This window comes from Saccharothrix sp. NRRL B-16348, from assembly GCF_001280085.1.
Taxonomy (GTDB): domain Bacteria; phylum Actinomycetota; class Actinomycetes; order Mycobacteriales; family Pseudonocardiaceae; genus Actinosynnema.
In genome coordinates, this window is sequence record NZ_LGED01000209.1 from 47,039 (window position 1) to 71,825 (window position 24,787).

The following is a 24,787-nucleotide window of genomic DNA, read 5'->3' on the forward strand; positions in this document are numbered from 1 at the left end:
CGACGGCCCGCGGCGGCTCGCGCCTTGCTCGCGGCCGTGACTTCTGCTCGAACGGCTACCACCACCGGTGCCCGGACAACCTGAAGAAGTCGTTTCCACCTGAACGAATGACAGAAGCCGTCTTTAGCGGCACGCCACGTGACCACCCGGTCCACGTGGGTAATGATCGATTCCCCCGACCACCGGGGAAATCCGGCATGAAGCGACACTTCCGGGGGCACTCACCCGGTGAGCACCACGTACAGAAGGTGAGAACCATGACCTCGACCCGAGTGGACTGGGAGCCGTTCATCGAATCACTGCACGAGGCGGCCGGCCTGTGGGACCGCGGCCTCGCGTGCCGGGCCAGTCGGCAGCAGGTCGACGAGGACGTCGACGCCGAACCGCCGCGGGTCGTGCCGATCACCGAGGCCGAGGCGGAACGGCTGATGAGGGCGGTGGCGTTCCTCGCGCGCCGGCTGAGCGTGGCCGCCGAGTGCGTCGTCTACGTGACCGCCGAGTCGAGGCTGGAGCCCGCCGAGGGCGACCCGGCGGCGCAGGCGGACGCCTTGTCGCTGACCGCGCTGCACGCCGCCGCGATGCGGCACGCGGCCGACCTCGCCAGCGCCGCGTTCAACCGCTCCGACGCCGCGTAGCACACACGCTGAGTAGAATCGTCCACGAACGGGTGAACTAAGCGGGGTTAAACGTCGGTCGGCAATTGTCCGTACTTGCGGTGAACCCGGTTGGTTCGTGTTTCCGCCGCCCGTCCGAGCGTCATTCCCCAGTCATGCGCACCGCGTCCCTCGCGAAACTCATCGGCCTCTGCATGGTGGCCGGGTTGCTGGTCGCCGGGATGGCGATCCCGGTCGTCGGCGCCGTAGGTCTCGTGTCCAACCGGATGAGCGACCACGTCGCCGCCACCTCGCTCAGCATGCTGGACTCGCCGCCGCCGTTGATGACGACCATCACCGACAAGGACGGCGTCCCGTTCGCCTACCTCTACGACCAGTACCGCGTGCTCACCCCGCCGGACAAGGTCGCGCAGGTCATGAAGGACGCGCTGGTGTCCGCCGAGGACCGCCGGTTCTACGAGCACAAGGGCGTCGACTGGCTGGCCACGTTGCGCGCGGCGTTCCGGAACCAGTCCGAGGGCACCGTCTCGCAGGGCGCGTCCACGATCACGCAGCAGTACGTCAAGAACCACCTCGTGCACGTGCTGGAGCGGGAGGACGTCGCCGGGCAGAAGGAGGCGCAGGAGCAGACGATCGCCCGCAAGCTGCGCGAGGCGCGCATCGCGATGCACGTGGAGGCGCAGCTCAGCAAGGACGAGATCCTGTCGCGGTACCTGGACGTGGTGCCGTTCGGCGGCACGATCTACGGCATCGCGGCGGCGTCCCAGGCGTACTTCAACACCACGCCGGACCTGCTGACCGTGCCGCAGGCGGCCATGCTCGCCGGGATGGTGAACAGCCCGACGTTCCTGGACCCGGAGGCCCGGCCGGACAAGGCGATCGAGCGGCGGAACATGGTCATCGACCAGATGACGGACAACGCCAAGCTGTCCCGCGAGCAGGCCGAGGTGCACAAGCGCGCGCCGCTGGGCCTGGCCGAGCCGGTCCGTCCACTGTCGACCGGGTGCGTCGGGTCGGGGCCGGAGTTCGGGTTCTTCTGCTCGTTCGTGGTGAACCACCTGACCAGCAACGGTTATTCGCTGAACGAGCTGAAGGTCGGCGGCTACACCATCCAGACCACTTTGGACCGCGCGCTCACGATCCAGGCCAAGCAGGCGGCCGAGGCGCAGGTGCCGAAGACGACGGAGGGCATCGCGAACACGGCGGCGGTCGTGCGGCCGGGCAAGGAGCGGCACGACGTGGTGGCGCTGGTGGCCAACCGGGACTACGGGCTGGACAAGGCCAAGTTCCAGACGCAGTTCGACCTGCCGAGCGCGGTGGAGAACAAGTTCGGCGCGGGGTCGGTGTACAAGGTGTTCACGGCCGCGGCGGCGTTGGAGAAGGGCCGGCTCGGGATCGAGAGCATCGTCGAGTCGCCCGGTTCGCACACGTCACGGGTGTACCGCGGTGGCGCGCCGGGGTGCCCGGGCACCGGCGAACCGTTCACGTACTGGTACTGCCTGCGCAACCACGACGGCAGCTACCCGCCGCGGATGACGTTGAAGGAGGCGTTGGCGACGTCACCCAACACGGCGTTCGTGATCCTGGAGGAGCGGGTCGGGTTGGACGCCGTGGTCGACATGGCGCACCGGCTCGGGATGAGGGACACGATGGCGACGAACATCGCGGGCGTGCCGCCGGACCCGAAGTCGAAGCAGAAGGAGCTGCGGGTCACACAGTCGGAGTTCTACAAGAAGGCGGGGAACGCGTCGTTCACGCTGGGGCCGGCGCCGACCAGCACGCTGGAGCTGGCGAACGTGGCGGCGACCGTGATGTCGGGTGGCGTGTGGTGCCGGCCGACGCCGATCGTGAAGATCACCGACCGGCACGGGAAGGACGTGGGGTACGCCGAGCCGCCGTGCGAGCAGGTGGTGGAGGAGCCGTTGGCGAACGCCCTGGCGGTCGGGATGAGCGAGGACGACCAGGGACGTGGCACCGCGGCGGCGGCCGCGAAGCAGTTCGGGTGGACTCGGCCGGCGCTGGGCAAGACCGGGACGACGGAGGAGTACAAGTCCGCCGCGTTCCTCGGCGCGACCCCGGACTACGCCGGTGCAGTGCAGGTGTTCAACGACAGCACGTCACCACGGGGCATCTGCGTGAAGACGGGCGCACCCCGCTTGTGCGGGGAGGGCGACATCTACGGCGGCACGTTGCCCGCGCGCACGTGGTTCGACTTCATGATGAAGGCCCACGCCAACCTGCCGGAGAAACCCCTACCCCCGGTGGAACCGCGCTATCTTCGCCCCTGACGGCGGCCTCACGACCTCAAGGCCCAGGCACACCGCCGTCACACCATCGGGTGATCATGGCCCGAAAATGTACGGAAACACTGTTACCGCACATCGGTTGATATGACCGAGCCCCGAACCACCCCGCCCCGCCGCCCACCAGCCCCCGACCACACCACCCACACCACCCACGCCCGCCGCCCGCCGCCGCCCCGGACTCGGCCAGCCCGAACCAGGCCGACCCCGGACGACCGCCGACCCCCGGCCACCTGACCGCAGCCAGCCACCCCCGGCCGGACCCCGCCGGACCTGCCCGAGCCCGCGGGACCTGGCTGACCCGCTGGACCTGCCCGACCCCGCTGGACCTGGCTGACCCCGCCGGACCTCGCCGGACCTGCCGACACTGCGGGACCTGGCCGGACCCGGCAGGCATCGGCGCACCTGGCCCGCACCGGCGCAACGGCCCGAGCCGGCTACTTCGCGCCCACCTGCCGCCCTCCGCCCAACGACCTCGCGCCGAGAACCACGCCCAGGCACAGGACCGGCAGGATGGCCAGCGCCCAGCCCTGCGAACTCGCGTGCGCCACCAGCCCGATCAGCGGCGGCCCCAGGAGGAAGCCCGCCCAGCCGGCCGTCGCGACGCCCGCGATCGCCTGTGCCGCGTGCGCCTCGGACTGTGCCGCCGCCGCGCTGAACGCCACCGGGACGATGCACGCCAGCCCCAAGCCGAACACGCCGAACCCGGCCAGCGCGAGCCAGAACCCGCCGACCACCAACGCCACCGCCAGCCCGACCGCACCGACCGCCGCCAAGCCGCCCACGACCCGCGCCGCGCCGAACCGCACGACCCACCGGTCGCCCATCACGCGCCCGACGAACATCATCGCGGCGAACACGGCGTAACCCCAGCCCGCGCGTTCCGCGGACACGCCGACGGTGTCGCGCAAGTACAACGCCGCCCAGTCGCCGACCGCGCCCTCGCACAACAACCCCGCGAACATGACCCCGCCGAGCAGCAGCACCCGCCGGTCGCGCCACGGCAGCCCGAGCCGGTGCTCGTCCACGGCGTGGTCGTCGCCCAGCATCGCCCGCGTCAACGGCACCGCGATCAGCAGCACCACACCCGTCACCACCACCATCTGCGCGGTCAGGTCCAGCCCGACGGCGATCGCCAGCGCACCCAACCCCACGCCGACGAACCCGCCGAAGCTCCACCACGCGTGGAAGCCGGCCAGGATCGGCCGGCCGTACCCCGCCTCGACCGCGATGCCCTGCGAGTTCATCGCCACGTCCAGCGCACCCTGGAATGCGCCCCACACCGCGAGCCCCGCGAACAACGCCCACGGCTCCCAAGCCAATCCGAGCAACGGCGACGCCACCCCGTACCCGAGGAACATCGCCAGCACGACCCGCCTGCTGCCCCACCGCGCCACCCACCGCCCGACGAGCAGCATCGCGACCACCGAACCCACCGGCGCGCCGAGCAGCGTCAACCCCAACGTGCCGTCGTTCAGCTCCAACCGGTCCTTCACCGCCGGTATGTGCGGCGTCCACGCGGCGAACACGGCGGCGTGCACGGCGAACACGACCGCCGTCGCCACCCGCGCACGACGCGGCACCCCGTGCCCGACGACGGCGTCAGACAAGCCTCACCTCCACCCCCGCCTCACGGATCCGGCTCACCTCCTCCTCCGGCGCGTCCGAATCCGTGACCAGCACGTCGATCTCCTCCACCGGGCACACCCGGCCGAACGCGGTGCGCCCGAACTTCGAGCTGTCGATCGCCGCCACCACCCGCGCCGACGCCTCGACGGCCGCCTTCTTCACCGCGCCCTCGGCCAGGTCGTGCGCCGACACACCGTTGCGCGCGCTCAACCCGCAGCTGCCGAGCACCATCGTGTCGAACCGCATCACCTGGAACGCGTGCTCGGTCAGCGGCCCGACGAACGCCAGCTCACCGGGCCGGATGTCGCCACCCGGCAACACCATCCGCACCTGCTCCGCGCCGCGCAACTCGTCCGCCGCGTGCAACGACAGCGGCAGCACGGTCAGCCGCCGGTCGACCAGCCGCCGCGCCACCTCCACCGTGGTGCTGCCACCGTCGAGCACCACGGTCTCGCCGTCGTCCAGCAGAGCGGCGACCGCGGCCCCGATCCGCCGCTTCGCCTCCAACCGCTGCCGCGCCCGTGCCGCATAAGGCGTCTCCTCCCCCGTCAACATGCTCACCGCCGCACCGCGCACGCGCCGCAGCAGCCCTTCCCGCTCCAGCACGTCGAGGTCGCGCCGCACCGTCATCTCCGACGTGCCCACCAGGTCCGCCAGGACCCCGACGGACACCCGCTCGCCGCCCCGCAAGCGGTGGAGGATCTTCTCGTGACGCCACGACACATCCATGGCGTTCATTTGAACACCACATATGTTCAGTGGTCAACACCCTGGCGGGTGATGGGACGATCCGGTAGGACTGGGCACCAGCACCGCATTTGGTATAGACCACTGGAGGACCGCATGACGACCGAGCCCGTGACCGACACCGACTACGGCGACGTCGTGCGCACCCACCTCACCAGGGTGGAGCAGCAGAACGCGGCCGCTCTGGACGACGTGGCCGAGCTGGTGCTGGCGAGCGTCCGCGCGGACGGCATGGTGCTCACGGCGGGCGCGGGCCACTCCCTCGCCGCGGTCGCCGAGACGTTCTACCGCGCCGGCGGCCTGGCCTGCGTCCGCCCGATCTACCACCCCGAACTGCTGCCCATGCACGGCGCGGTGAGCAGCACGTCCGCCGAACGCCGCTCCGGCCTGGCCGCCGAGGTGCTGCGCGAAGCGGGCCTGGCCGCGCACGACGTGCTGTTCGTCTTCTCCACCTCCGGGGTGAACCCGTACCCGGTGGAGCTGGCGGTGCTCGCGGCCGACGCCGGCTGCCCCGTGGTCGCGGTGACGTCGGTCGCCGCGAGCGCGCTCGCACCGCGCCGCGCGGGCACCACGCTCGCCGAGAACGCCACCGTGGTGCTGGACAACCTGGTGCCGCCCGGCGACGCGACCTACCCGCTCGCCGACCCCGTCACCGCCGCCGTGTCCACGATCGCGACCGCGTTCCTGTGGAACCTGTTGATGGTGCGCCTGTTCGACAAGGCCGCCGAGGCGGACGTGCCGCTGCCGCTGTGGCGCAGCGCGAACGTCGAGGGCGGCGACGCGGCCAACGCCGACCTGCTGCGCAAGTACCAGACGCGGGTGCCGCAGCTGGGCTGAGTCGACGTTCACGAATTCTCCACACGTCCGGGTTAATCTCCGGTCGCTAAAGGGGGAACTCGTGAACAAGAGGACAAAGCGCTGGGTGTTGGCCGGTGGGGGCGCCGCGGCGGTCACGGTGATCGTCGCGGGCGTGCTGGTGCTGTGGCCGGGCGACGATCCGGTGGCCGAGAAAAAACCCGATCGGGTGGCTCCGGGAGTCGTCGCCCAGCGGTTCTTCACCGCGTTGGCGTCCGGTCAGGCGGGACAGGCGGCGGCGCTCACCGACGCGGCGGACGCGGCGGGGGCGGTGATCGCCCGGACCCAGCAGGGGATGCCGGGCGCGACGTTCCACGCGCAGCTCGGCCGGCTGCCGCAGGTCACCGACGACGCCACGACGACCGAGGTCGACGCCGACGTCACGTGGACGTTGCCGGGCGGCGTGCCGCTCAAGCACGCGGCCAAGCTCGGACTGCGGCTGGCGGACGACCAGTGGCGCGTGCGCTGGTCGCCGGCCGTGCTGCACCCGCAGCTCGCCGAGGGCCAGAGCCTGGCCTACACCACGACGTCCGCCGACGGCGCGCTGGTCGACCGCACGGGTCAACCGGTGCCGCCGGGCTTCGCGCCGGTGGTGCTGGACTCGGTGCGCCAGGCCGTGGGCGCCTTGAACGGCACGCCCGGTTGGCAGGTCTCCGTCGTGGACCAGGCCGGGGTCGCGGTCGCCGTGCTGCAGGAGCAGAAGGCGCAGGCCGCCAAGTCGGTCACGGTCACGCTGGACCCGAAGACGCAGGCCGCCGCGCAGGTCGCGGTCGACCAGGTGGGCGGTCAGGCGGCCATGCTGGTGGCGCTCCAGCCGTCGACCGGCGAGATCCTGGCGGTGGCGCAGAACGCGGCCACCGGCAACGACCCGCTCGCGCTCTACGGCCACTACGAGCCGGGGTCGACGTTCAAGGTCGTCACGGCGACGGCGGCGTTGACAGGTGGTCTGGCGACGGCCGACACACCGGTGGCGTGCCCCGGGAAGGCGACCATCGGCACCCGGCAGATCACCAACGACGACTCGTTCGAGCTGGGCACGGTGCCGTTGCACCGGGCGTTCGCGGCCTCGTGCAACACCAGCTTCAGCCAGTTGGCGGCGGACATGCCCGCGACGGCGCTGCCGCAGGCCGCCGCGTACTTCGGGCTGACGTCGGACTTCACGGTCGCGGGCATCACCACGAACACCGGCAAGATCCCGCCCGCCGAGTCCGTGCCGGCCAGGGTGGAGGCGGGCATCGGCCAGGGCGAGATGCAGGCGACGCCGTTCGGCATGGCGCTGGTCGCGGCGACGGTCGCCAACGGGCGCACGCCGGTGCCGCAGCTGATCCGGGAGATCCCGACCGAGGGCCAGGCGCCGGCGGCGTTGCCCGGTGGGGTCGCGAACGCGTTGCGCTCGATGATGGGCGAGGTCGTCACCGGCGGCACGGCGCGGGAACTGGCCGGTTACGGCGGCGTGCGCGGCAAGACCGGCACCGCCCAGTTCGGTGACGGCACGCAGTCGCACGGCTGGTTCATCGGCTACCGGGGTGACCTGGCGTTCGCCGTGCTGGTGGTGAACGGCGGCTCGTCCAAGGTCGCGGTCGCCGCCACCGGCACGTTCCTGGGCGGGCTCTGAGAGTGGGCTCCGAGGGCGGGCCTTGAGGGCGCGTCTTTCCAGAATGACGCGCCCTCAAGGGCTCAGACCGCGGTCTCCAGGTCCTCGACGGCGGGCGTTTCGTCGAACTGCGTGCGGTACAGCTCGGCGTAGCGCCCCTCGGCCGCCAGGAGTTCGGCGTGCGTGCCGCGTTCCACCACGCGCCCGGCCTCCACGACCAGGATCTGGTCGGCCGCGCGGATCGTGGACAGCCGGTGCGCGATCACCAACGCGGTCCGGCCGCGCAACGCCTCGGTCAGCGCGACCTGCACCGCGGCCTCCGACTCGGAGTCCAGGTGCGCGGTCGCCTCGTCCAGGATGACCACGCGTGGCCGGGCCAGGAGCAGCCGGGCGATGGTGAGCCGCTGCCGTTCGCCGCCGGACAGCCGGTAGCCGCGCTCGCCGACCACCGTGTCGAGGCCGTCGGGCAGCGATTCGACGAGGTGGTCCAGGCGGGCGCGGCGCAACGCGTCCCACAGCTCGTCCTCGGTCGCCTCCGGTCGCGGGTAGCCGAGGTTCGCGCGGATCGTGTCGTGGAACAGGTGACCGTCCTGGGTGACGACGCCGACGGTCTTCCGGATCGACTCGAACGCCAGTTCCCGCACGTCCACATCGGACAGCCGGATCGCGCCGGAGTCCGCGTCGTAGAGGCGCGGGACGAGCGAGGCGATGGTCGACTTGCCCGCGCCGGACGATCCGACGAGCGCCACGAGCTGGCCCGGCTCGGCCCGGAAACTGATGCCGTGCAGCACTTCCTCGCCACCGCGCGTGTCCAATGTGGCCACTGATTCCAATGAGGCCAGGGAGACCTTGTCGGCCGCCGGGTAGGCGAAGCGGACGTCGTCGAACTCGACGGACACCGGGCCGTCGGGCACGCGGCGCGGGTGGTCCGGTTCGGCGATCATCGGCTTCAGGTCGAGCACTTCGAACACTCGTTCGAACGACACGAGCGCGGTCATCACGTCGACGCGCGCGTTGGCGAGGGCGGTGAGCGGCGAGTAGAGGCGGGTCAGCAGGAGCGCGAGCGAGACGACGGTGCCCGCGGCGAGGTCGCCGGTCAGCGCGAGGTAGCCGCCGAGGCCGTAGACCAGGGCTTGGGCCAGGGCGGAGACCAGGGTGAGGCCGGTCATGAACCAGCGGGTCGCCATCGCCGTGCGGACGCCGATGTCGCGGACGCGCGCGGCCCGTTCGCCGAATTCCTCGGTCTCAGCCTCCGGTCGGCCGAACAGCTTCACCAGCGTCGCGCCCGGTGCGGAGAACCGTTCGGTCATCTGGGTGGTCATGCCCGCGTTCAGCGTGGAGGCCTCGCGCTGGAGGTCCGCCATCCGGTTGCCCATGCGCCGCGCGGGGATCACGAACACCGGCAGCAGCACCAGGGCGAGCGCGGTCACCTGCCACGAAAGGGTGAACATCACGCCGAGCGAGAGCCCCAATTGGATGACGTTGGTGACCACGCCGGAGAGCGTCGACGTGAACGCCCGCTGCGCGCCGATCACGTCGTTGTTCAGCCGGCTGACCAACGCGCCGGTGCGCGTTCGGGTGAAGAACGCGATGGGCATCCGCTGCACGTGCTCGTACACGGCGCGCCTCAGGTCGTGGATCAGACCTTCCCCGATCCGCGCCGACTGCCACCGCTCGACCAACCCGAGCCCCGCGTCCACCACCGCGATCCCGGCGATCACCACGGCCAACCACACGACGACCGACACGTCCCGGCCACCGACGATCGCGTCCACCACGCGTCCCGCCAACACCGGCGTGCTGACCGCGAGCACCGCCGACACGACCGTCAGCAGCAGGAACACGACCAACTTCGCCCGGTGCGGCCCAGCGAACCCCAACACCCGCCGAAACGTCCCCCGCCGCACCGCCGTTGGCACGTCCGACGCCCGCATCGCGCTGCGCATCAATCCCCAGGAACCGTCCACGACAGACGGTAACGCCCCCAGCCCGCTCGACGTTCCCGTTCGGGTGGACGTGACGCCACACGGCGGGAACTCACGCGACCCGAGCGGCCCGAGCGACCCGCGGAGCGCGGAGCGCGGACTGGTGGGCTGCGGACTGGTGGGCTGCGGACTGGTGGGCTGCGGACTGGTGGGCTGCGGACTGGTGGGCTTAGGACGGGTCGGGGCCGGGGTGAGGCCGGGGGTATTGCCGAGTCGACCGGGTCAGGCCGGAGCAAGCTCGGATCCGGGCCGCAGGGCGGGGGCCGGGCGGGACCGGGCGGCGGGCAGTGGGTGGGGCAGCGGGCAGTGGGTCGGGCAGCGGAGCAGGCCGTTGGGGCGGGGTGGTGGGGACGGGGCGGGGTGGTTCGCGGCTCGGTCATATCAACCGATGTACGGGAACAGTGTTTCCGTACATTTTGGGCCCGATCTCACCCGATCGTGTTTGGCCCCGCGTCAGTTCTGGCCGCCGGCCAGGGCGGTCAGTTCGGCGAGTCGGCGCAGCTGGGCCTCGCGCTCGGCCCGCAGCTGCTCCTCCTCCGACGCACCGTCCGCCGCCGACGCCAGCAGCGCCAACGTCTCCCGCACGGCGCCGGGCATCGGCTGCAGCACCTGGCCGACCAGGGCGTCGACCGCGTCGTCCAACCCGTCCACGGGCACGACGGAGTTCGCGAGGCCGATCCGCAACGCCTCCTCGGCGCCGACCCGCCGTCCGGTCAGGCAGATCTCGGCCGCGCGCGAGTACCCGACCAGGCGCACCAGGGGCAACGTGCCGCCCAGGTCGGGCACCAGGCCGAGCGACGTCTCGGCCATGCAGAACTTGACGTCGTCGGCGGCCACGCGGAAGTCGCACGCCAGGGCGAGCTGGAAGCCCGCGCCGATCGCGTGCCCGCGCACCGCGGCGATCGTCACCCGAGCCGGGTCGCGCAGCCAGCGGAAGCCCTGTTGGAATTCCGCGATCAGCGCCGCGCCCGCTTCGGGTCCCCGTCGCGTGATCTCCGGCAGACCCGGTTCGCCCTCCACCGGGGCGCCCGTGAACATGCGCCGGTCGAGCCCTGCGGAGAAGGCGCGACCGGAACCCCGGACGACCACGACGCGGACGTCCGGGCCCAGCTGTTCACCGATCGTCCGCAACGCCACCCAGGTCGACGGCGTCTGTGCGTTGAGCACGTCGGGACGGTCGAGCGTGATCGTCGCGCGCGGTCCCTCGACAACGAGCCGCACGCCTCCGCGTTCCAGCAGGCCGGCGTCGATGGTGGTCGGTGCCGACATGCGTGAACCTCCGGGTTTCGTCAGGTGTCGTCTCTCCTCGACACCTGTAGGTTACCGGAGGGTAGCTTACTTCTTCTTCGTGCGGGTGGCGCCACCGCGACCGCGCAGCTGCACACCGGACTCGCTGAGCACCCGGTGCACGAAGCCGTAGGAGCGTCCGGTGGACTCGGCCAACGCCCGGATGCTCGCGCCCTTTTCGTACTTCTTCTTCAGGTCAGCGGCCAGCTTGTCCCGCGTGGCGCCGGTGATCCGGGCGCCCTTCTTCAGGTCAGCCACCTTGTCCCGCCTTCCGTAGACAGCAGGTCGGGCCTTCGAAAGCCCCTGTCGTCGCAATGATCGAACACGAAGACCAAGAACGCCAGGTGATCAAGCGAAATGATCTGCGAGCGGTCGTGTGATCACGGAGAGTCGATCAGTGCTCACGTTCGGGTGAGAGGGGGCGAAACCCGTTGGCTCAGGCCAACTGCACGAGCTCCAGGTACTCCTGGGACCAGTGATCCTCGGTCCCGTCGGGCAGCAGGATCACCCGCTCGGGCTCAAGCGCCTCGACCGCTCCGGGGTCGTGCGTGACCAGGACGACCGCTCCCTCGTACCGGCGCAACGCGTCGAGCACCTGCTCGCGGCTGGCCGGGTCGAGGTTGTTCGTCGGCTCGTCCAGCAGCAGCACGTTCGCCGCGCTCGACACCAGGCCGGCCAGCGCCAACCGGGTCTTCTCGCCACCCGACAGCGTGCCGGCGGGCTGGTCGAGCTGCTCACCGCTGAACAGGAACGTGCCCAGCAGCGAGCGCAGCTGCTGCTCGGGCGTGTCCGGCGCGGCGTGGCGGATGTTCTGCCACACCGTGGCCTCGTGGTCGAGCGTCTCGTGCTCCTGGGCGAAGTACCCGAGCTTGAGGCCGTGACCGGCGATCACCTCGCCGCTGTCCGGGCGTTCCATCGACCCGATCAGCCGCAGCAACGTGGTCTTGCCCGCGCCGTTCAGCCCGAGGATCACGACCCGCGAACCGCGGTCGATGGCCAGGTCGACGCCGCTGAAGACCTCCAGCGAGCCGTACGACTTGCTCAGGCCCTCGGCGGTCAACGGCGTCCGGCCGCACGTGGCGGGCTGCGGGAAGCGGATCTTGGCGACCTTGTCGGCCTGGCGGGTGTCCTCCAGGCCGGACAGCAGCTTCTCGGCACGGCGGGCCATGTTCTGCGCGGCGACCGCCTTGGTGGCCTTCGCGCGCATCTTGTCGGCCTGCGCCATGAGCGCGCCGGCCTTCTTCTCCGCGTTGGCGCGCTCACGGCGGCGGCGCTTCTCGTCGGCGGCCCGCGCCTCGAGGTACTTCTTCCAGCCCATGTTGTAGATGTCGACCTCGCCGCGCGTCGCGTCGAGGAACCACACCTTGTTGACGACGTCCTCGAGCAGCTCCACGTCGTGGCTGATCACGACCAGGCCGCCCTCGTGGGACTTGAGGAACCCGCGCAGCCACGCGATCGAGTCGGCGTCGAGGTGGTTCGTCGGCTCGTCGATCAGCAGGATCGTGCTGGACTTCGTGCCGACGCCGCCCTCGGAGGCGGCGAACAGGATGCGGGCCAGCTCGACGCGGCGGCGCTGGCCGCCGGACAGCGTGCGCAGCGGCTGGGCGAGCACGCGGTCGGCCAGGCCGAGGTTGGCGCAGATCCGGGCGGCTTCGCTCTCGGCCGCGTACCCGCCGAGGGCGGCGAACCGCTCTTCGAGGCGGCCGTACTTGCGCACGGCGGCCTGCAGCTCGGCGTCGTCGACCAGCTCGGCCATCGTGGACTGCATCTTCTCCATGTCGCGGAGCAGCTGGTCCAGGCCGCGCGCGGACAGCACGCGGTCCTTGGCGATGACCGACAGGTCGCCTTCGCGCGGGTCCTGCGGCAGGTAGCCCAGCTCGCCGGTGCGGCGGATGTCCCCCGCGTACGGCTGGCCCTCGCCCGCGAGGACGCGCAGCGACGTGGTCTTGCCGGCGCCGTTGCGGCCGACGAGGCCGATGCGGTCGCCCGCCTGGACCCGCAGGGTGGCGTCGGACAGCAGGATGCGCGAGCCCGCGCGCAACTCGAGATCGGTTGCGGTGATCAAAGTCTTCTCCGGTGTGTGGTCATGCGAGGTCAACGGCGCGGCTGGCGCGGGACTACTCGATGAGGATGACCACGAGCCCAGTCTACGGGGTCGGCGCCACTGGATTAGCCGTGTGTGTCCACCGGCATACATTGCGCGGTATGACTTCGGACTTCACGGGCAGGGCGGCCCTGGTCACGGGCGCCAGTCGGGGTATCGGGCACGGCATCGCGCTGGAGCTGCTGTCGCGCGGCGCGTCGGTGGCGATCACGTCGCGCAAGGCGGAGGCGGTCACGGCGGCGGCCGAGTCGCTGGCCATCGCGGCCGACGTTTCACCCGATCGAGTGCTGGCGGTGCCGGGGAACGCGGGCAGCGCCGACGACCGCGCGCAGGCCGTCGAGTCGACCTTGGAGCGCTTCGGCCGGCTGGACGTGCTCGTGAACAACACGGGCATCAACCCCGTGTTCGGCGCTCTGGTGGACGCGGACCTCGACGCGGTGCGGAAGATCTTCGACGTCAACGTGGTCGCCGCGCTCGGGTTCGTGCAGCTGGCGTGGAAGGCGTGGATGGCGGAGCACGGCGGCGCGGTGGTGAACATCGCGTCGGTGGGCGGCATCCGGTCGACCGGCGTGATCGGGGCGTACGGGGCGAGCAAGGCGGCGCTGATCCGGTTGACGGAGGAGCTGGCGTGGCAACTCGGGCCGAAGGTGCGGGTGAACGCGGTCGCGCCGGCGGTGGTGAAGACCCGGTTCGCCGAGGCCCTCTACACGGGGCGCGAGGAGGAGGCGGCGTCCGGCTACCCGATGAAGCGGCTCGGGACGCCGGAGGACGTCGCGCGGCTGGTCGCGTTCCTGGCTTCGGACGCCGCCGAGTGGATCACCGGCGAGACCGTGCGCGTGGACGGCGGGCTGCTCGCCACCGGCACGTTGGGGTAGCCGGGCAGGCGGACGATGGGCGGGGCTCACGACGGACGAGTCCCGCCCGTCGGTGCGTGGGGGCGGCGGGGTTTCAGCGGGAGGTGGCGGTCGGCACGGGTTGGGTGCCGGTCGAGCGGAACGTGGTGTCGACGCCGGCGCCGGGCGCCGTGGTTCTCGTCGTCGTGGCCATCGGCGAGGTCGTCGCGGTCGTGGTGGCCCCGAGGCGGGTCGTGGTCGTCGGGGGTGTCGTGGACGCCGGGCTCTCCGCCGACGACGAGGCGCCCGGGTCCGGCGTGACGGAGGGGCTGGTCGGCACGGGGGTGCTGCTGGGGATCGGCGGGCCCGCCGGGCTGTTGTCGTCCTGGTTCGGTGGCTGGTTCAGGACGAAGGCGACCACCACCGCGACCACGGCGGTGCCGGTGCCGGTCGCGGCGACCGCGTAGGTGCGCCGACGGCGTTTGACGGCGGTGCCCCGGTAGACGATGTCCACGGCCCCGAACGTGCGTGGCTGCGGCTGGATGTTCAGTTGTTCGAACGTCTTCTTCAGCTCGTCCTCAAGCACCGCGCGACACCTCCTGCCACAAGTCGCCGAACTCCGGTCCCAGCCTCTGCCGCAACGCCTTGAGGCCGCGGCTCGTGTTGCTCTTCACCGTGCCCACCGAGCAACCGAGGGCCGCGGCCGTCTCCTCCACCCCCAGGTCGTGCCAGTACCGCAGCACGAGCGTCGCCCGCTGCTTGGCGGGCACGGCGCCCAACGCGTGCCACACCACCAGCCGGTCCTCGCTCAACGACCCGGCCGCCGGCACGTCCGGCATCGAGTCGGTGAGCTTCTCCCGTTTCCACCGCACCCGGCGGCGCTCGGCCAGGAACGTGCGCACCACGATCTGCCGGAGGTAGGCGTCCATCCCGTCGCGCTGCGCCAGCCTCGGACCGGCCAGGTAGAGCTTGAGGAACGCGGACTGCACCAGGTCTTCGGCCTCGTGGTGGTTGCCGCACAACAAGAACGCGGTGAAGCGCATCGAGTCGGCACACCGGTCGAAGTAGTGGGTGAACTCCGCGTCCCAGCTCACGCCGTCAGCGCCTCGTGGTGGCAGTCGTCGAGGTCGGCAGCGGCGTCGGCTGCGGCGGCCTGGTCGTCGTGGTCGTCGCCGGGTGCGACGGGCCCGGCGACGTGGTCACCACCGTCGTGGTCGGCGGCACGGAGATCGTCGGCTCCGGGTGCACGGTGGTCGTCGGCCACGGCCCCGGGCTGGTGCTGATCGGCGGCTGGCTCACCGTGGGCTGCGGCGTGGTCTCGATCGGCACGCTGGTCGACGGCGACGTCGCGATCGGCGACGTGCTGACCGAGGTGGCCGGAGGCTGGGTCGTGGTCGACGCGGGCGCTTCGTCGCCACCGCCGGACGCCAGCGCGGTCCCGGCCACGGCGATGCCGCCGAGCACGACGGCCCCCGCCGCCAGCACGAGTCGTTTGCGCAGCAAGACTGCTCCTCGGGTTCGTGAGGCCACCGCGGTTCGGCGCCCCCTCACCCTTATGAATGCGGTTGGGCGCGCCGGAGGTTGTCACGAGTTTTCGGGAAGCTCCCGGACGACGACCTCCACCGCCCGCGCGCGCACGGCGGCCTCGTCCAGCACCGCCCGCCGAGGCTCCGGCACGTCCAGCACGCGCGGTGACGCCATCGCGAACACCTCGTCCAGCCGACGGTCACCCCGCAGGGCGTCCAACGCCTGCCGGTCACCACCGAGCACGACCGCGTCCAGCTCGCCGACCCGAGGCGCCAGCACCCTCGCCGCGTCGTCCGCCGCCGCCTGGAGGGCGACCCGGGCCTGCCCTTCCCGGCGCCGCGCGAACCGCTGCTGCGACCACCCGCCCGCTTTGTTGCGCCCGTGCACCTGACGACTGTCCGTGGTCGACACGAGCACGACGCCGTCCCGCGCCACCCCGATGCTGTGCCCGCCGAGCCGCACCAGCAGCAGCCCGATCCGGCGCGACGCGAGCGCATACGTCAGCAACGCGTCCAGCACCAGACCTTCAGCCTCACCCTGAGGGGTGAATTCCCCGAACGCGGCCGACACCGAGGCCGTGGCCCCGTCCACCGCCGTGACCAGGCAACGACCGGGCGTCACCGACGTCGAGACGACGCCGCCGTGCCGTGCCGCGAACCGGGCGAACCACCCGTCCAGGCGTTCGGGCGGCACCTCGACCGCCCGTCCGCCGCCGGAGACCGGGCGGACCTTGCTCACGGCAGCACGGCGTTCACGCCGGCGCGACCGCGACCCAGACCGGCAGCGGGTGCCCGCACTCGGCGGGCGAGAGCCGCTGCACGGCGCCGAAGCCCGCGTCGGTCAGCGAGGCGGAGATCTGCTCGGGCGACAGCACGCGGTGCCGGGTCGACACGGTGTTCGCCACCTCCCACGTCTCCGCGCCGCGCACCAGCCGCACGACCTCCAGAGCGTACGACTCGCCGTCGGCCGCCCAGTCCCACAGCTGCACGGTCACCTGCCGCTCCGGGCCGCGCCCGGACACCTTCGGCGGCGGCGCGGTGGGCCGGAGCCTGCCGAGCTTGTCCAGCTCGGGGACGGCGGCGACGAACAGGCCGCCGGGCCGCAGCGCCTGGCGGGCCAGCAGCAGCGCCTGGTCGAGCGCGTCCTCGTGGGCCAGCCGGGGCAGCAGGTCGTCGCCCGCGCGGACCACGTCGACGGGCGGCCCACCGTGGTGGCGCACGACGTCGAGCAGGTCGAGCACCACGTGGTGGCCGGCGCCGAGCACGGCGGCGGCGACCTCCGTCAGCGGGTCCTCCGGCAGGGGCACGAGGTCCTGGGCGGCGGTCACCGGGCACACAGTAGGCCCAACGGATCAACGACCGCCAACGGCGTGTGGCCGGTGGGGCGTGGGGAGGAGCGGCTCCGCGCATCGGTCGCGCATCGGTACCGAAGGGGTCGCCGCCCGGACCCCGAAGCCGCCGTTGCACAATGTTACCGACGGGTTTACAAAGGGGAGAGCACGGATGTTCACCACTTGACAGAACGATGCCCATCCCAGTGAACTCGTAACCCGTATGGCCCAATCATTGACTCCACCTGGAAGGCACCAACGCCCTGCGTTGGCGGGTAGGGTCACTGGGGCGTGATCTCATGACAGCGGGGAGTCACAATGACCAACGCTGCCGGTCGACCCAACCTGTCCGTCGACGAACTCGACTCGACGGGCCACGGCAGTCTTGCGCAGCTTCTCACCACGGGACCGTTCCCCGAGGCGCTGAGAGCCGCGATCAAAGCGAGCAGGCTGAGTCTCGACCGCATCCAGCACCGGCTCGCGCTGCGCGGGGTCACGATCAGTGTCGCGACGCTGAGTTACTGGCAGTCCGGTCGACGCCGACCCGAGCGACCCGAGTCGCTGGAGGCGCTGCGCCACCTGGAGACCGTGCTCGGCGTGCCGCAGGCCGGCTTGTCGGCGCTGCTCGGCCCGCCGCGACCGCGTGGCAGGCGGTCCCGACCGACGACGATGATGCCGATCGACGCGCTGTGGGCGCGTCGTGAGCGGGTGGCGGACCTGCTCACGAAGGTCGACACGTCGTCGGACGTGAAGCTGGGCCGGATCAGCCAGCACGACCGGATCGAGATCGCCGCGGACGGCGGTCAGCGCTCGGTGTGGGTGCGCCAGATCCTGCGCGCCGAGCAGGACGGCCCGGACCGGTGGGCGCTGGTGTTCGAGACCGAGCAGGCCAACGTGCTGCCGCAGGTGGTGAACCTGCGCAACTGCCACCTCGGCCGGGTGGTCGAGGACACCGAGGCCAACATCATGGCCGCCGAGATGATGTTCGACCGACCCCTGACCAGGGGCGAGACCATCATCATGGAGTACGAGCTGCTGTTCGCCGAGGGCCACTACCCGGCGGGCAACAACACGTTCGCCCGCAAGTTCCGGCTGCCGGTGCGCGAGTACGTGATCGAGGTGCGGTTCGACCAGTCGAACCTGCCCGCCCGCTGCCAGCAGTTCAGCGTGCCCGCCGGCGACGACACCCCGTCCCGGCGGCGCAACCTGGCCTTGGACGCGGCGGGTGGCGTGCACGCCGTGGCGCTGGGCTTCGGGCCCGGCGTGTTCGGCATCCGCTGGGAGTGGCCGAAGTAACACGTGAACAAAAGGGCCCCGGGAGCACGCTCCCGGGGCCCTTTTGACGCACGGACGAACCCTAGACGTAACCGTTGATCTTCAGCGAGACCGAGCGGATCGAGCCGCGGTCGGACGAGGCGCCGTCCACGACCTTGAACGTCCACGTGCCGTCCACCGGCTCGGCCAGCAGCGAGCCCAGCGGGGTCGTGGGCCGCCACGTGCCGGTGAACGGCGCCGACGCGCTGGTCACCGACGAGAACGGCTGCGCGGCGGTGTCGTCGAACACGACCTGGCACAGGTTGTTGCCGGTCGCGCCGTTGCGCTGGAACACCGTGGCCGTCGCGCCGGACGGCGAGGTCAGCGTGCCGACCAGGTCACCGACGAACGTGTGGTCGATGCCGACCGTCGTCGCACCCGTCGTCGCGCTGCACGTGTCGCCGTCGATCGAGAACACGACCTTGGAGCCCCGGCCGATGCCGCTGACCGGGATCTCCACCGAGGCGCCGGTGGCGTCGTTGTCCGGGATGGCCACGACCGGCCCGGCGTAGGCGAACGTCTTCGCGTCACGGGACGGCTCGCCGACGTTGAGCGTGAACGCGCTCGTGGTCGGCGAGGTGGAGCCCGCGAACGTCACCCTGGCGTCCAGCCGGATGGCCGAGCCGACGCCCATCGACGCGGGCACGGTCACCTTGAACGTGTTGGTGACCGTCTGGCCCACCTCGACGTTGCCGTAGGACTTCGACCGCGGCGCGATCGTCACACCTGCGGTGGGCGTGGTGAGCACGAGGCTGGTCGACGCGGCCGTGCCGTCACCGGTGTTGACCACCGGCACGGTGACCGTGGCCGTGGTGCCCGGCTTGAGGTACTGGCTGCCGTCGGCGTCGTTGACCACGGACGGCTTCGCCGCCTTCGCCAGCGGCTGCGGCGAGGCGCCGGTGTAGGCGAGCACCAGGTCGGCGCGCACGACGCCCGCCCCGGTCCGGTTGTCCGTGCCCGCCTCGGCGATGTCGAGCGCGGTCGCGGTCATCGCCTCCCGCACCTCGGCCGGCGACAGGCCCGGGTTGCCGGACAGCACCAGACCCGCGATGCCGGCCGCGTTCGGCGCGGACGCCGACGTGCCGAAGAACGGGTTGAAGCCGGCCACGCTGGTCTGCACGCCGTCCGCCGCGGTCAGGTCCGGCTTCTGCCGGAGCTCCTCGCTCGGGGTGCCGTCGGGCGCGAAGAACAGCCGGCGCGGACCGTCCGAGGTGAACCGCTCGGGCTTCTGCGTGCCGTCGAACGCGTTCGGGAACGGGCCGCGCGGGTTGGCCGGGTCGCCCGGCTCCAGGTCGAACGGCAGCGGGTTGTTCGCCGGCGCCGCCGCGACGCTGATCGCGCCCTTGGCCGCGGAGTGGCCCCGGGTCACGCCCGGCGTGGCGAACTTCTTGAGCCCGTCGGAGGAGTCCTTGAAGCGACCGCCCAGCGCGGTCACCGCCAGGTACTTGTCCTCACCGCGGAACTTGACCACGGCCAGCCGCAGGCCCGACGCGGTCGCCGGCGTGTTCAGCCGCTCGTACGGGTCCTGGCTGCCGTCCTGCACGCCCTGGCTGAACGCCACCACGTTGCCCTGGGAGTTCGCCAGGTACAGGTCGTAGTCGTTGAACGAGGAGGTCAGCGGGTCGGACCAGAACAGCGTCACGGGCACGTTGCCCGAGCTGTCCGACAGCGGGTTGAACACCTGCTTGGCGTCCGGCGAGGGGTTGAAGTCGTGCGCGGTGCCGGCGAACTTGCCGACGCCGACGCCCGAGTCGACGAACTGGCCCTCCCAGTGGCCCGAGGTGCCGTCGGCGACGTTGCCCTCGTTGCCGGCGGAGGAGAAGAACAGCGCGCCGTCGGCGGTGACCGCGTCCACGGCCTGCGCGATCACGCCGTCCTGGAACGGCGACTCGTTGAAGTAGAGGATGTCGTCGACGATGACGTCGCAGCCCAGCTGGAAGCGCAGGGCGCGGATGTTGTCGGCGAAGCTGGCGTCGCCGTTGACCGCCGTGGCGAAGCCGAGGCTCGCGTTCGGCGCGATGTCGTGGAGGATCTCCAGCATCGCGGTGCCCTCGTTGCCCGAGCCCTCCTGACCGGGCAGGACCTCGACGCCGGCGGGCAGCTCGCCCGCGGTCTGCGAGAGCGTGAGCGAGTCGACGCCGTCGGACAGCGCGCACAGCTTCACGCCGGTGCCGGTGACGCGGAAGTCGTCACGGGCGGTGTCCGCGGCGTGCGCCCGGTCGCCCTCGCCGGTCCGGATCGCCTGCGGCGCGATCAGGGCCTCGCGGGTGCGTGCCTCGATCTCCCGGGCCTTGTCCTCTTTCGAGGGCGCCGGGTCGGCCTTGCGGTCCTGCTTGTTGAACGTCTTGTACTCGACCGCGGTCTCGACGCGGCGGACGTCGCCGCGCGCGGACAGCTTGGTCAGCGAGCCGAGCGGCAGCTGCGCGCGGACCGTCCTGCCCTCGGTGGACACCGAGCGGATGGCGCCGCCGGCGGCCTTCACGGCGGCCACCAGGTCGTCGGTGACCTTGAACGCGCGGATGTCCACCACGACGGTGTTTCCGCTGTGGACCTTCACGCCGGTCTGGAGGGCGGGGAGCTTGGCCAACGTGGTGGCGTTCGACCGGCGGCGCTGCTCGACGACGAGCGCGCTGTCCACTTTGGACTCGGCTTCGGTGAGGGACCTCTTGATGTCCTGCAGCGCGGCGATCTGCGCGGCGGTCTTGTCCTCGACGCCCTTGGACGCCTTGGTCGGATCGGCGACGGCGGGCGACCCGGCGCCCAAGGTCAACAGCACCGCGGCACCCGCCGCGATCAGGGCGTTTCTTCGCAAACGACGTTTCGGTGAGCGCACAGGCGTCTCCCCCAGCTCGTGCGTGCCCCCGACGCACGCGGCCTGCGGTCGGATGACTCCGACCGAAGGGTCAACGTATTGCGCACGCCTCAGTACCGTCTGCCACCGTTCGGCCTACTTCTCAGACGGTAGATCCATCACATTTCACAGTACAAAAGCATCTGTCCACAGCTGACCGGTTCGTCCGGACAGTGCGTCGAGCAGCGCCGCGGCCTGGTTGTCGGTGAGCGAGGCGATGAAGTCGACCACCGCGCGGCCACGCGCCAGGGCACGGATCGCGTCCGGCCCGGACGGCGTCTCCCCCGTCGCACCCACCAGGACGGACGGGTCCGTGCGCGCGAGCAGCGCGTACTCGTCGCCCGCCAGCTCCACCAGGTCGTGCAGCCGGCGCGGCAGCCGGTTCGCCTCGTGCCGGTCGGTGACCCACTGCTCCAGCGCCTCGACCAACGCCGTCAGCAGCCGCGCCTGGCCGCGCTGGTGCAGCGCGAGGTCGGGGCGGAGCAGCACGAACCGGCGGTGCACGAACTTCAGCACCTGCACCTCGTGCCACTGCGGCACGGCCAGCACCACGTGCCCGGACCTGGTCGTCGGCTCCTCGACCACGCCGACCGAGTCGACCAGGCGGCGCGTCCAGCGGGCGGAGAACCCGGCCACGGCCTGCTCCGCCTCCACCGAGCCGTCGAACGGGACCGCCAGCAGACCGTCGACCAGCTCGGCGCGCACCTTGGCCACGGCGTGCGCGAACGCGTCGTCGTGCACCGCCCACGAGTCCTTGGCGTGCAGCCGCCGGCGCAGCGTCTCCAGCGAACGGCCCGGTCGGCGTTCCTGGGCGGCCAGGTCGGCGGCGGTCAGGCCCGCCAGCTCCACCGCGTGGTCCAGCCACGTGTTCAGCTCGGTCGACACGGCGGCGTGCTGGAGCACGCCCACGCGGTGGAAGTCCTCCAGGTCGTGGATGGCGTAGGCGATGTCGTCGGCCGTGTCCATGACCGACGCCTCGACCGTCTGCTGCCACCGCTCCAACCTGGCCGTGTAGAACGCGCGGGACTGCTCGACGTCGTCCAGCTCGGTGACGTAGGCGGAGAACTTGCTCGACCCGGTGCCCGGCGCGTCGGTCGGCTCGGCGGCGCCACGTGGCGGCGCGGGGAGGTCCCTCGGGTGCGGCTTCGGGTACGACAGGCGCGTCCACGGGTACTTCAGCATCGCCGCGCGCACCGCCACCGTCAGGTCCAGCCCGACCGCCGCCGGACCGCGCACGTCCGTCGTCGTGACGATGCGGAACGACTGGGCGTTGCCCTCGAACCCGTCCGACAGCCCGAACCGGTGCCGGGCCAGGCGGTCGAGCACCTGCTCGCCGAGGTGCCCGAACGGCGGGTGCCCCAGGTCGTGCGCCAGCGAGGCCGCCTCCACCACGTCCGGGTCGCAGCCGCCGAGCTTGTCCAGCAGGTTCGCGACGTCGGGCCGGGTGTTGAGGCGCTCGGCGATGGCCCGGGCGGCTTGGGCCACCTTCAGGCTGTGCGTGAGGCGGTTGTGCACCAGCAGGCCGGAGCCCGTCGAGCTGACGACCTGCGTGACGCCGCCGAGCCGGGCGAAGAACGGCGAGCTGGCGACGCGGTCCCGGTCGACCCGGAACGGGCTCGTGGCCAGGTCGGCTTGGACGGAGTTCCCGCCGGAGCGGCGCTGCGTTCGGGGGTCGGCTGGCTCCTGGTGCATGGTCGAAAAACTAGTCGCACCCGCGCCGCTCGGCGCGTGACCGGTAGCTGCCACGGCCCGCCGCGCGCCGACGCGTTGCGCCACCTTGAGTGCCATGGGTGGTTTCGCACACATGCAGGTGGACGGGGTAGAACCCGCGCTGCACCGCCTCACCGGCACCGGCGAAAACCTCGCCGCCACGTGGCGCGACGGGCAGTCCGGGCTGGTCGCGGGCGAGGCGGGCATCGGCGCGGACCCGTTGGGGCAGGCGTTCCGCGCCGTCTACGACGCCGACGCGGCCAAGGTGCGCCAAGTCGCGGACCTCGTGCCGGAGCTGCTGCTGGCCGACGGCCGGACCGGTCACGACGCCGTGGTCGACTACCTCGCCGCCGACGTGCGCTCCAGGGGCGCGTTCCCGGGTGGTGGCTGAGGTGGCCGTGCCCGAACCGACCTCCGAGCTGTGGCTGCGGGCGAAGGCCATGGGCGCCACCTGGCCGTTGTCGAACGAGGAGACCGCGCACGCGCTGGCCGACAGCTGGCGGCGCACCGGCGCCGAGTACGGCAAGGCCGCCGAGCACAGCCTGAACTCCGTGAACGCCGACTGGCCCGACGCGGCGGGCGCCGTGTTCACCGGCCTGGTCCGCCACCACCTCCAACGAGCCGGCACGACCGCCGCCGACATGGCCGAACTCGCCCGCCGTGCCGAGGTCTTCGCCACCGAGGTCGCCACCGCCAAGGACGCCATCGTCAAGCTCGTCGACGCCAACGCCGAGCGGTACGCGGGCATCACCGGCATCGGGGAAGACCTCCAGCGCAACGCGTTCGCCCAACAACTCGCCGCCGAGGCCACCAAGCTGGTCCACGACGCGGCCGGGCGGATCACCGGCGGCCCGCCGGTCGGCCGGACGCCCGGCCCGCCACCGGGCGCGACCCCGCAGGAGGTCCACACCTGGTGGCTGTCACTCGGCCAAGGCGAGCGCGAAGACGTCGTGCGGAACAACCCCGACCTCGTCCGCAACCTCGACGGCATCCCCGCCGAGATCCGCGACCAGGCCAACCGCGCCGTGCTCGACCGGGAGATCGCCGCGCTGCGCACCGAACGGGACCGGCTCGCCGCGCTGCACGACGAACGGCTCCGGGCGGCGGACGAGTTCTCCAACAACCCCGGCCTGTGGGAGCAGGAGCGCGAACGCCTCATCCAGCTCGACCAGCAGATCGCCGTGCTGGAACGCTTCCGGCCGGGCGGCGATCTCACCAGCGCCAACCAGTACTACCTGCTCGGCCTCGACACCGCGGACGACGGCAAGATCATCGTGTCCTACGGCAACCCCGACACGGCGCGCGACATCGCCACCTTCGTGCCCGGCACCTACGCCGAGCTCGGCCAGGCCGGCGGGGACATCGATCGGGCGAGGATGCTGGCCACCGAGGCGGGCGAGGGAACCGCCGTCATCACCTGGGTCGGCTACGACGCACCCGACAGCATCTTCCCCGAGGCCGGGAAGTCGATCTACGCCGACAACGCCGAGCAGTCGCTCGACCGGTTCCAGGACGGGCTGCGTGCGACCGACACCCAGGACCGGGCGCACCTCACCGTCGTGGGTCACAGCTACGGCACGACCGTGATCGGCCAGACCGCTCGCGACCACGGTCTCAACGCCGACGACGTGGTGCTGGTGTCGAGCCCGGGCGCGGGCGTGCACCACGTCAGCGAACTCCGGCTCGACGGGGTCGACCCCGCGCACGTGGGCGAACGCGTGCACGCCACCACGTCTCCGGATGACCCGATCAACATCACCAACCCCGAGATCGCGTTGGGACCGCCGAACGCCGCGCAACCCCACCCACCGACCGTCGACCCGTTCCACGGCCGCGCCCCGGTGAACCCGCAGTTCGGCGCTCGGACCTTCGAGTCACCGTCCGGCTGGCCGGAACCTCACAGCGCGCCGTTCCACCCGGACCACCCCGCGGTGGACGAGATCGCCGCCATCATCGCCGGGGAACGCTGAAATGCCTCAAGGGGGCGCTCGACTGAGCGCCCCCTTGAGGGAAAGAATTGTTCGGCGGCGTCCTACTCTCCCACACCCTCACGAGTGCAGTACCATCGGCGCTGGAAGGCTTAACTACCGGGTTCGGAATGGGA

General features: G+C 71.6%; 21 protein-coding genes and 1 rRNA gene. 8 read left to right on the top strand and 14 right to left on the bottom strand.

The features are described from left to right. Positions 1 to 257 precede the first annotated feature (257 nt). A complete protein-coding gene (locus ADK67_RS26260) occupies positions 258 to 635 on the top strand; it encodes a hypothetical protein (protein ID WP_157620841.1) in 378 nt (125 codons plus the stop codon). Between the two features lie 134 nt (positions 636 to 769). Then, complete coding sequence (locus ADK67_RS26265; RefSeq protein WP_053719175.1) at positions 770 to 2,902, top strand: transglycosylase domain-containing protein; 2,133 nt, start codon at positions 770 to 772, stop codon at positions 2,900 to 2,902. Positions 2,903 to 3,354: 452 nt separating this feature from the next. On the opposite strand, the gene ADK67_RS26270 is transcribed toward ADK67_RS26265, so the two are convergent. After that, positions 3,355 to 4,527, bottom strand: a complete 1,173-nt coding sequence (locus tag ADK67_RS26270; RefSeq protein WP_157620842.1) for an MFS transporter — start codon at positions 4,525 to 4,527, stop codon at positions 3,355 to 3,357. After that, entirely contained in the window at positions 4,520 to 5,284 is a 765-nt protein-coding gene (locus tag ADK67_RS26275; RefSeq protein WP_082403812.1) for a DeoR/GlpR family DNA-binding transcription regulator, read from the bottom strand. Before ADK67_RS26275 ends, ADK67_RS26270 begins: the two co-directional genes overlap by 8 nt. Before the next feature lie 105 nt (positions 5,285 to 5,389). Between ADK67_RS26275 and ADK67_RS26280 the strand changes: the two genes are divergently transcribed. Both ADK67_RS26280 and ADK67_RS26285 read left to right on the top strand, forming a co-directional pair. Beyond that, positions 5,390 to 6,130 carry an SIS domain-containing protein gene (locus ADK67_RS26280; RefSeq protein WP_157620843.1) on the top strand — a complete coding sequence of 247 codons (741 nt, stop codon included), beginning with the start codon at positions 5,390 to 5,392 and terminating at the stop codon, positions 6,128 to 6,130. A gap of 61 nt (positions 6,131 to 6,191) precedes the next feature. Further along, entirely contained in the window at positions 6,192 to 7,763 is a 1,572-nt protein-coding gene (locus ADK67_RS26285) for a penicillin-binding transpeptidase domain-containing protein (RefSeq protein ID WP_082403814.1), read from the top strand. Positions 7,764 to 7,825: 62 nt separating this feature from the next. On the opposite strand, the gene ADK67_RS26290 is transcribed toward ADK67_RS26285, so the two are convergent. The 4 genes from ADK67_RS26290 to ADK67_RS26305 all read right to left on the bottom strand — a co-directional run bounded on the left by ADK67_RS26290 (position 7,826) and on the right by ADK67_RS26305 (position 13,079). After that, on the bottom strand, positions 7,826 to 9,709 hold the full coding sequence (locus tag ADK67_RS26290) for an ABC transporter ATP-binding protein (RefSeq protein ID WP_053719178.1): 1,884 nt from the start codon (positions 9,707 to 9,709) through the stop codon (positions 7,826 to 7,828). 471 nt (positions 9,710 to 10,180) lie between these two features. After that, positions 10,181 to 10,996, bottom strand: a complete 816-nt coding sequence (locus ADK67_RS26295) for an enoyl-CoA hydratase/isomerase family protein (RefSeq protein ID WP_053719179.1) — start codon at positions 10,994 to 10,996, stop codon at positions 10,181 to 10,183. A gap of 66 nt (positions 10,997 to 11,062) precedes the next feature. Beyond that, entirely contained in the window at positions 11,063 to 11,272 is a 210-nt protein-coding gene (locus ADK67_RS26300) for a helix-turn-helix domain-containing protein (protein WP_015103570.1), read from the bottom strand. 178 nt (positions 11,273 to 11,450) lie between these two features. Then, entirely contained in the window at positions 11,451 to 13,079 is a 1,629-nt protein-coding gene (locus ADK67_RS26305) for an ABC-F family ATP-binding cassette domain-containing protein (protein ID WP_053719180.1), read from the bottom strand. 140 nt (positions 13,080 to 13,219) lie between these two features. Between ADK67_RS26305 and ADK67_RS26310 the strand changes: the two genes are divergently transcribed. Then, positions 13,220 to 13,993, top strand: coding sequence for an SDR family oxidoreductase (locus tag ADK67_RS26310; protein ID WP_053719181.1), 774 nt, complete (start codon positions 13,220 to 13,222; stop codon positions 13,991 to 13,993). Between the two features lie 73 nt (positions 13,994 to 14,066). Here ADK67_RS26310 and ADK67_RS26315 read toward each other — a convergent pair whose 3' ends face one another. From ADK67_RS26315 to ADK67_RS26335, 5 genes are all read right to left on the bottom strand, one after another. Next, positions 14,067 to 14,537: a hypothetical protein gene (locus ADK67_RS26315; RefSeq protein WP_053719182.1), complete on the bottom strand. Its 471-nt coding sequence runs from the start codon at positions 14,535 to 14,537 to the stop codon at positions 14,067 to 14,069. Further along, positions 14,530 to 15,045, bottom strand: a complete 516-nt coding sequence (locus ADK67_RS26320) for a SigE family RNA polymerase sigma factor (protein ID WP_053719183.1) — start codon at positions 15,043 to 15,045, stop codon at positions 14,530 to 14,532. Before ADK67_RS26320 ends, ADK67_RS26315 begins: the two co-directional genes overlap by 8 nt. 4 nt (positions 15,046 to 15,049) lie before the next feature. Then, the gene (locus ADK67_RS26325) at positions 15,050 to 15,454 is read right to left on the bottom strand and encodes a hypothetical protein (protein WP_053719184.1); all 405 of its coding nucleotides are present in this window, start codon (positions 15,452 to 15,454) and stop codon (positions 15,050 to 15,052) included. A gap of 81 nt (positions 15,455 to 15,535) precedes the next feature. After that, positions 15,536 to 16,216 (bottom strand): acVLRF1 family peptidyl-tRNA hydrolase, encoded by a 681-nt coding sequence (locus ADK67_RS26330; RefSeq protein WP_053719185.1) that lies wholly within the window; start codon positions 16,214 to 16,216, stop codon positions 15,536 to 15,538. Between the two features lie 13 nt (positions 16,217 to 16,229). Beyond that, positions 16,230 to 16,805: a hypothetical protein gene (locus ADK67_RS26335; RefSeq protein ID WP_231648364.1), complete on the bottom strand. Its 576-nt coding sequence runs from the start codon at positions 16,803 to 16,805 to the stop codon at positions 16,230 to 16,232. A 321-nt stretch (positions 16,806 to 17,126) separates the two neighbouring features. Between ADK67_RS26335 and ADK67_RS26340 the strand changes: the two genes are divergently transcribed. Beyond that, positions 17,127 to 18,104, top strand: a complete 978-nt coding sequence (locus ADK67_RS26340; protein ID WP_053719186.1) for a helix-turn-helix domain-containing protein — start codon at positions 17,127 to 17,129, stop codon at positions 18,102 to 18,104. A 61-nt stretch (positions 18,105 to 18,165) separates the two neighbouring features. On the opposite strand, the gene ADK67_RS26345 is transcribed toward ADK67_RS26340, so the two are convergent. Both ADK67_RS26345 and ADK67_RS26350 read right to left on the bottom strand, forming a co-directional pair. Next, positions 18,166 to 20,898, bottom strand: a complete 2,733-nt coding sequence (locus ADK67_RS26345) for a S8 family serine peptidase (protein WP_442974190.1) — start codon at positions 20,896 to 20,898, stop codon at positions 18,166 to 18,168. A gap of 201 nt (positions 20,899 to 21,099) precedes the next feature. Continuing rightward, positions 21,100 to 22,665, bottom strand: a complete 1,566-nt coding sequence (locus tag ADK67_RS26350) for a deoxyguanosinetriphosphate triphosphohydrolase family protein (protein ID WP_053719188.1) — start codon at positions 22,663 to 22,665, stop codon at positions 21,100 to 21,102. Positions 22,666 to 22,759: 94 nt separating this feature from the next. Here ADK67_RS26350 and ADK67_RS26355 point away from each other — a divergent pair, with 94 nt between their 5' ends. Both ADK67_RS26355 and ADK67_RS26360 read left to right on the top strand, forming a co-directional pair. Further along, positions 22,760 to 23,074 carry a hypothetical protein gene (locus ADK67_RS26355; RefSeq protein WP_157620844.1) on the top strand — a complete coding sequence of 105 codons (315 nt, stop codon included), beginning with the start codon at positions 22,760 to 22,762 and terminating at the stop codon, positions 23,072 to 23,074. A gap of 7 nt (positions 23,075 to 23,081) precedes the next feature. Continuing rightward, the gene (locus tag ADK67_RS26360) at positions 23,082 to 24,653 is read left to right on the top strand and encodes a WXG100-like domain-containing protein (protein WP_157620845.1); all 1,572 of its coding nucleotides are present in this window, start codon (positions 23,082 to 23,084) and stop codon (positions 24,651 to 24,653) included. Between the two features lie 49 nt (positions 24,654 to 24,702). Here ADK67_RS26360 and rrf read toward each other — a convergent pair. Next, positions 24,703 to 24,787 (bottom strand): 5S ribosomal RNA (gene rrf, locus ADK67_RS26365); the annotation flags it as partial.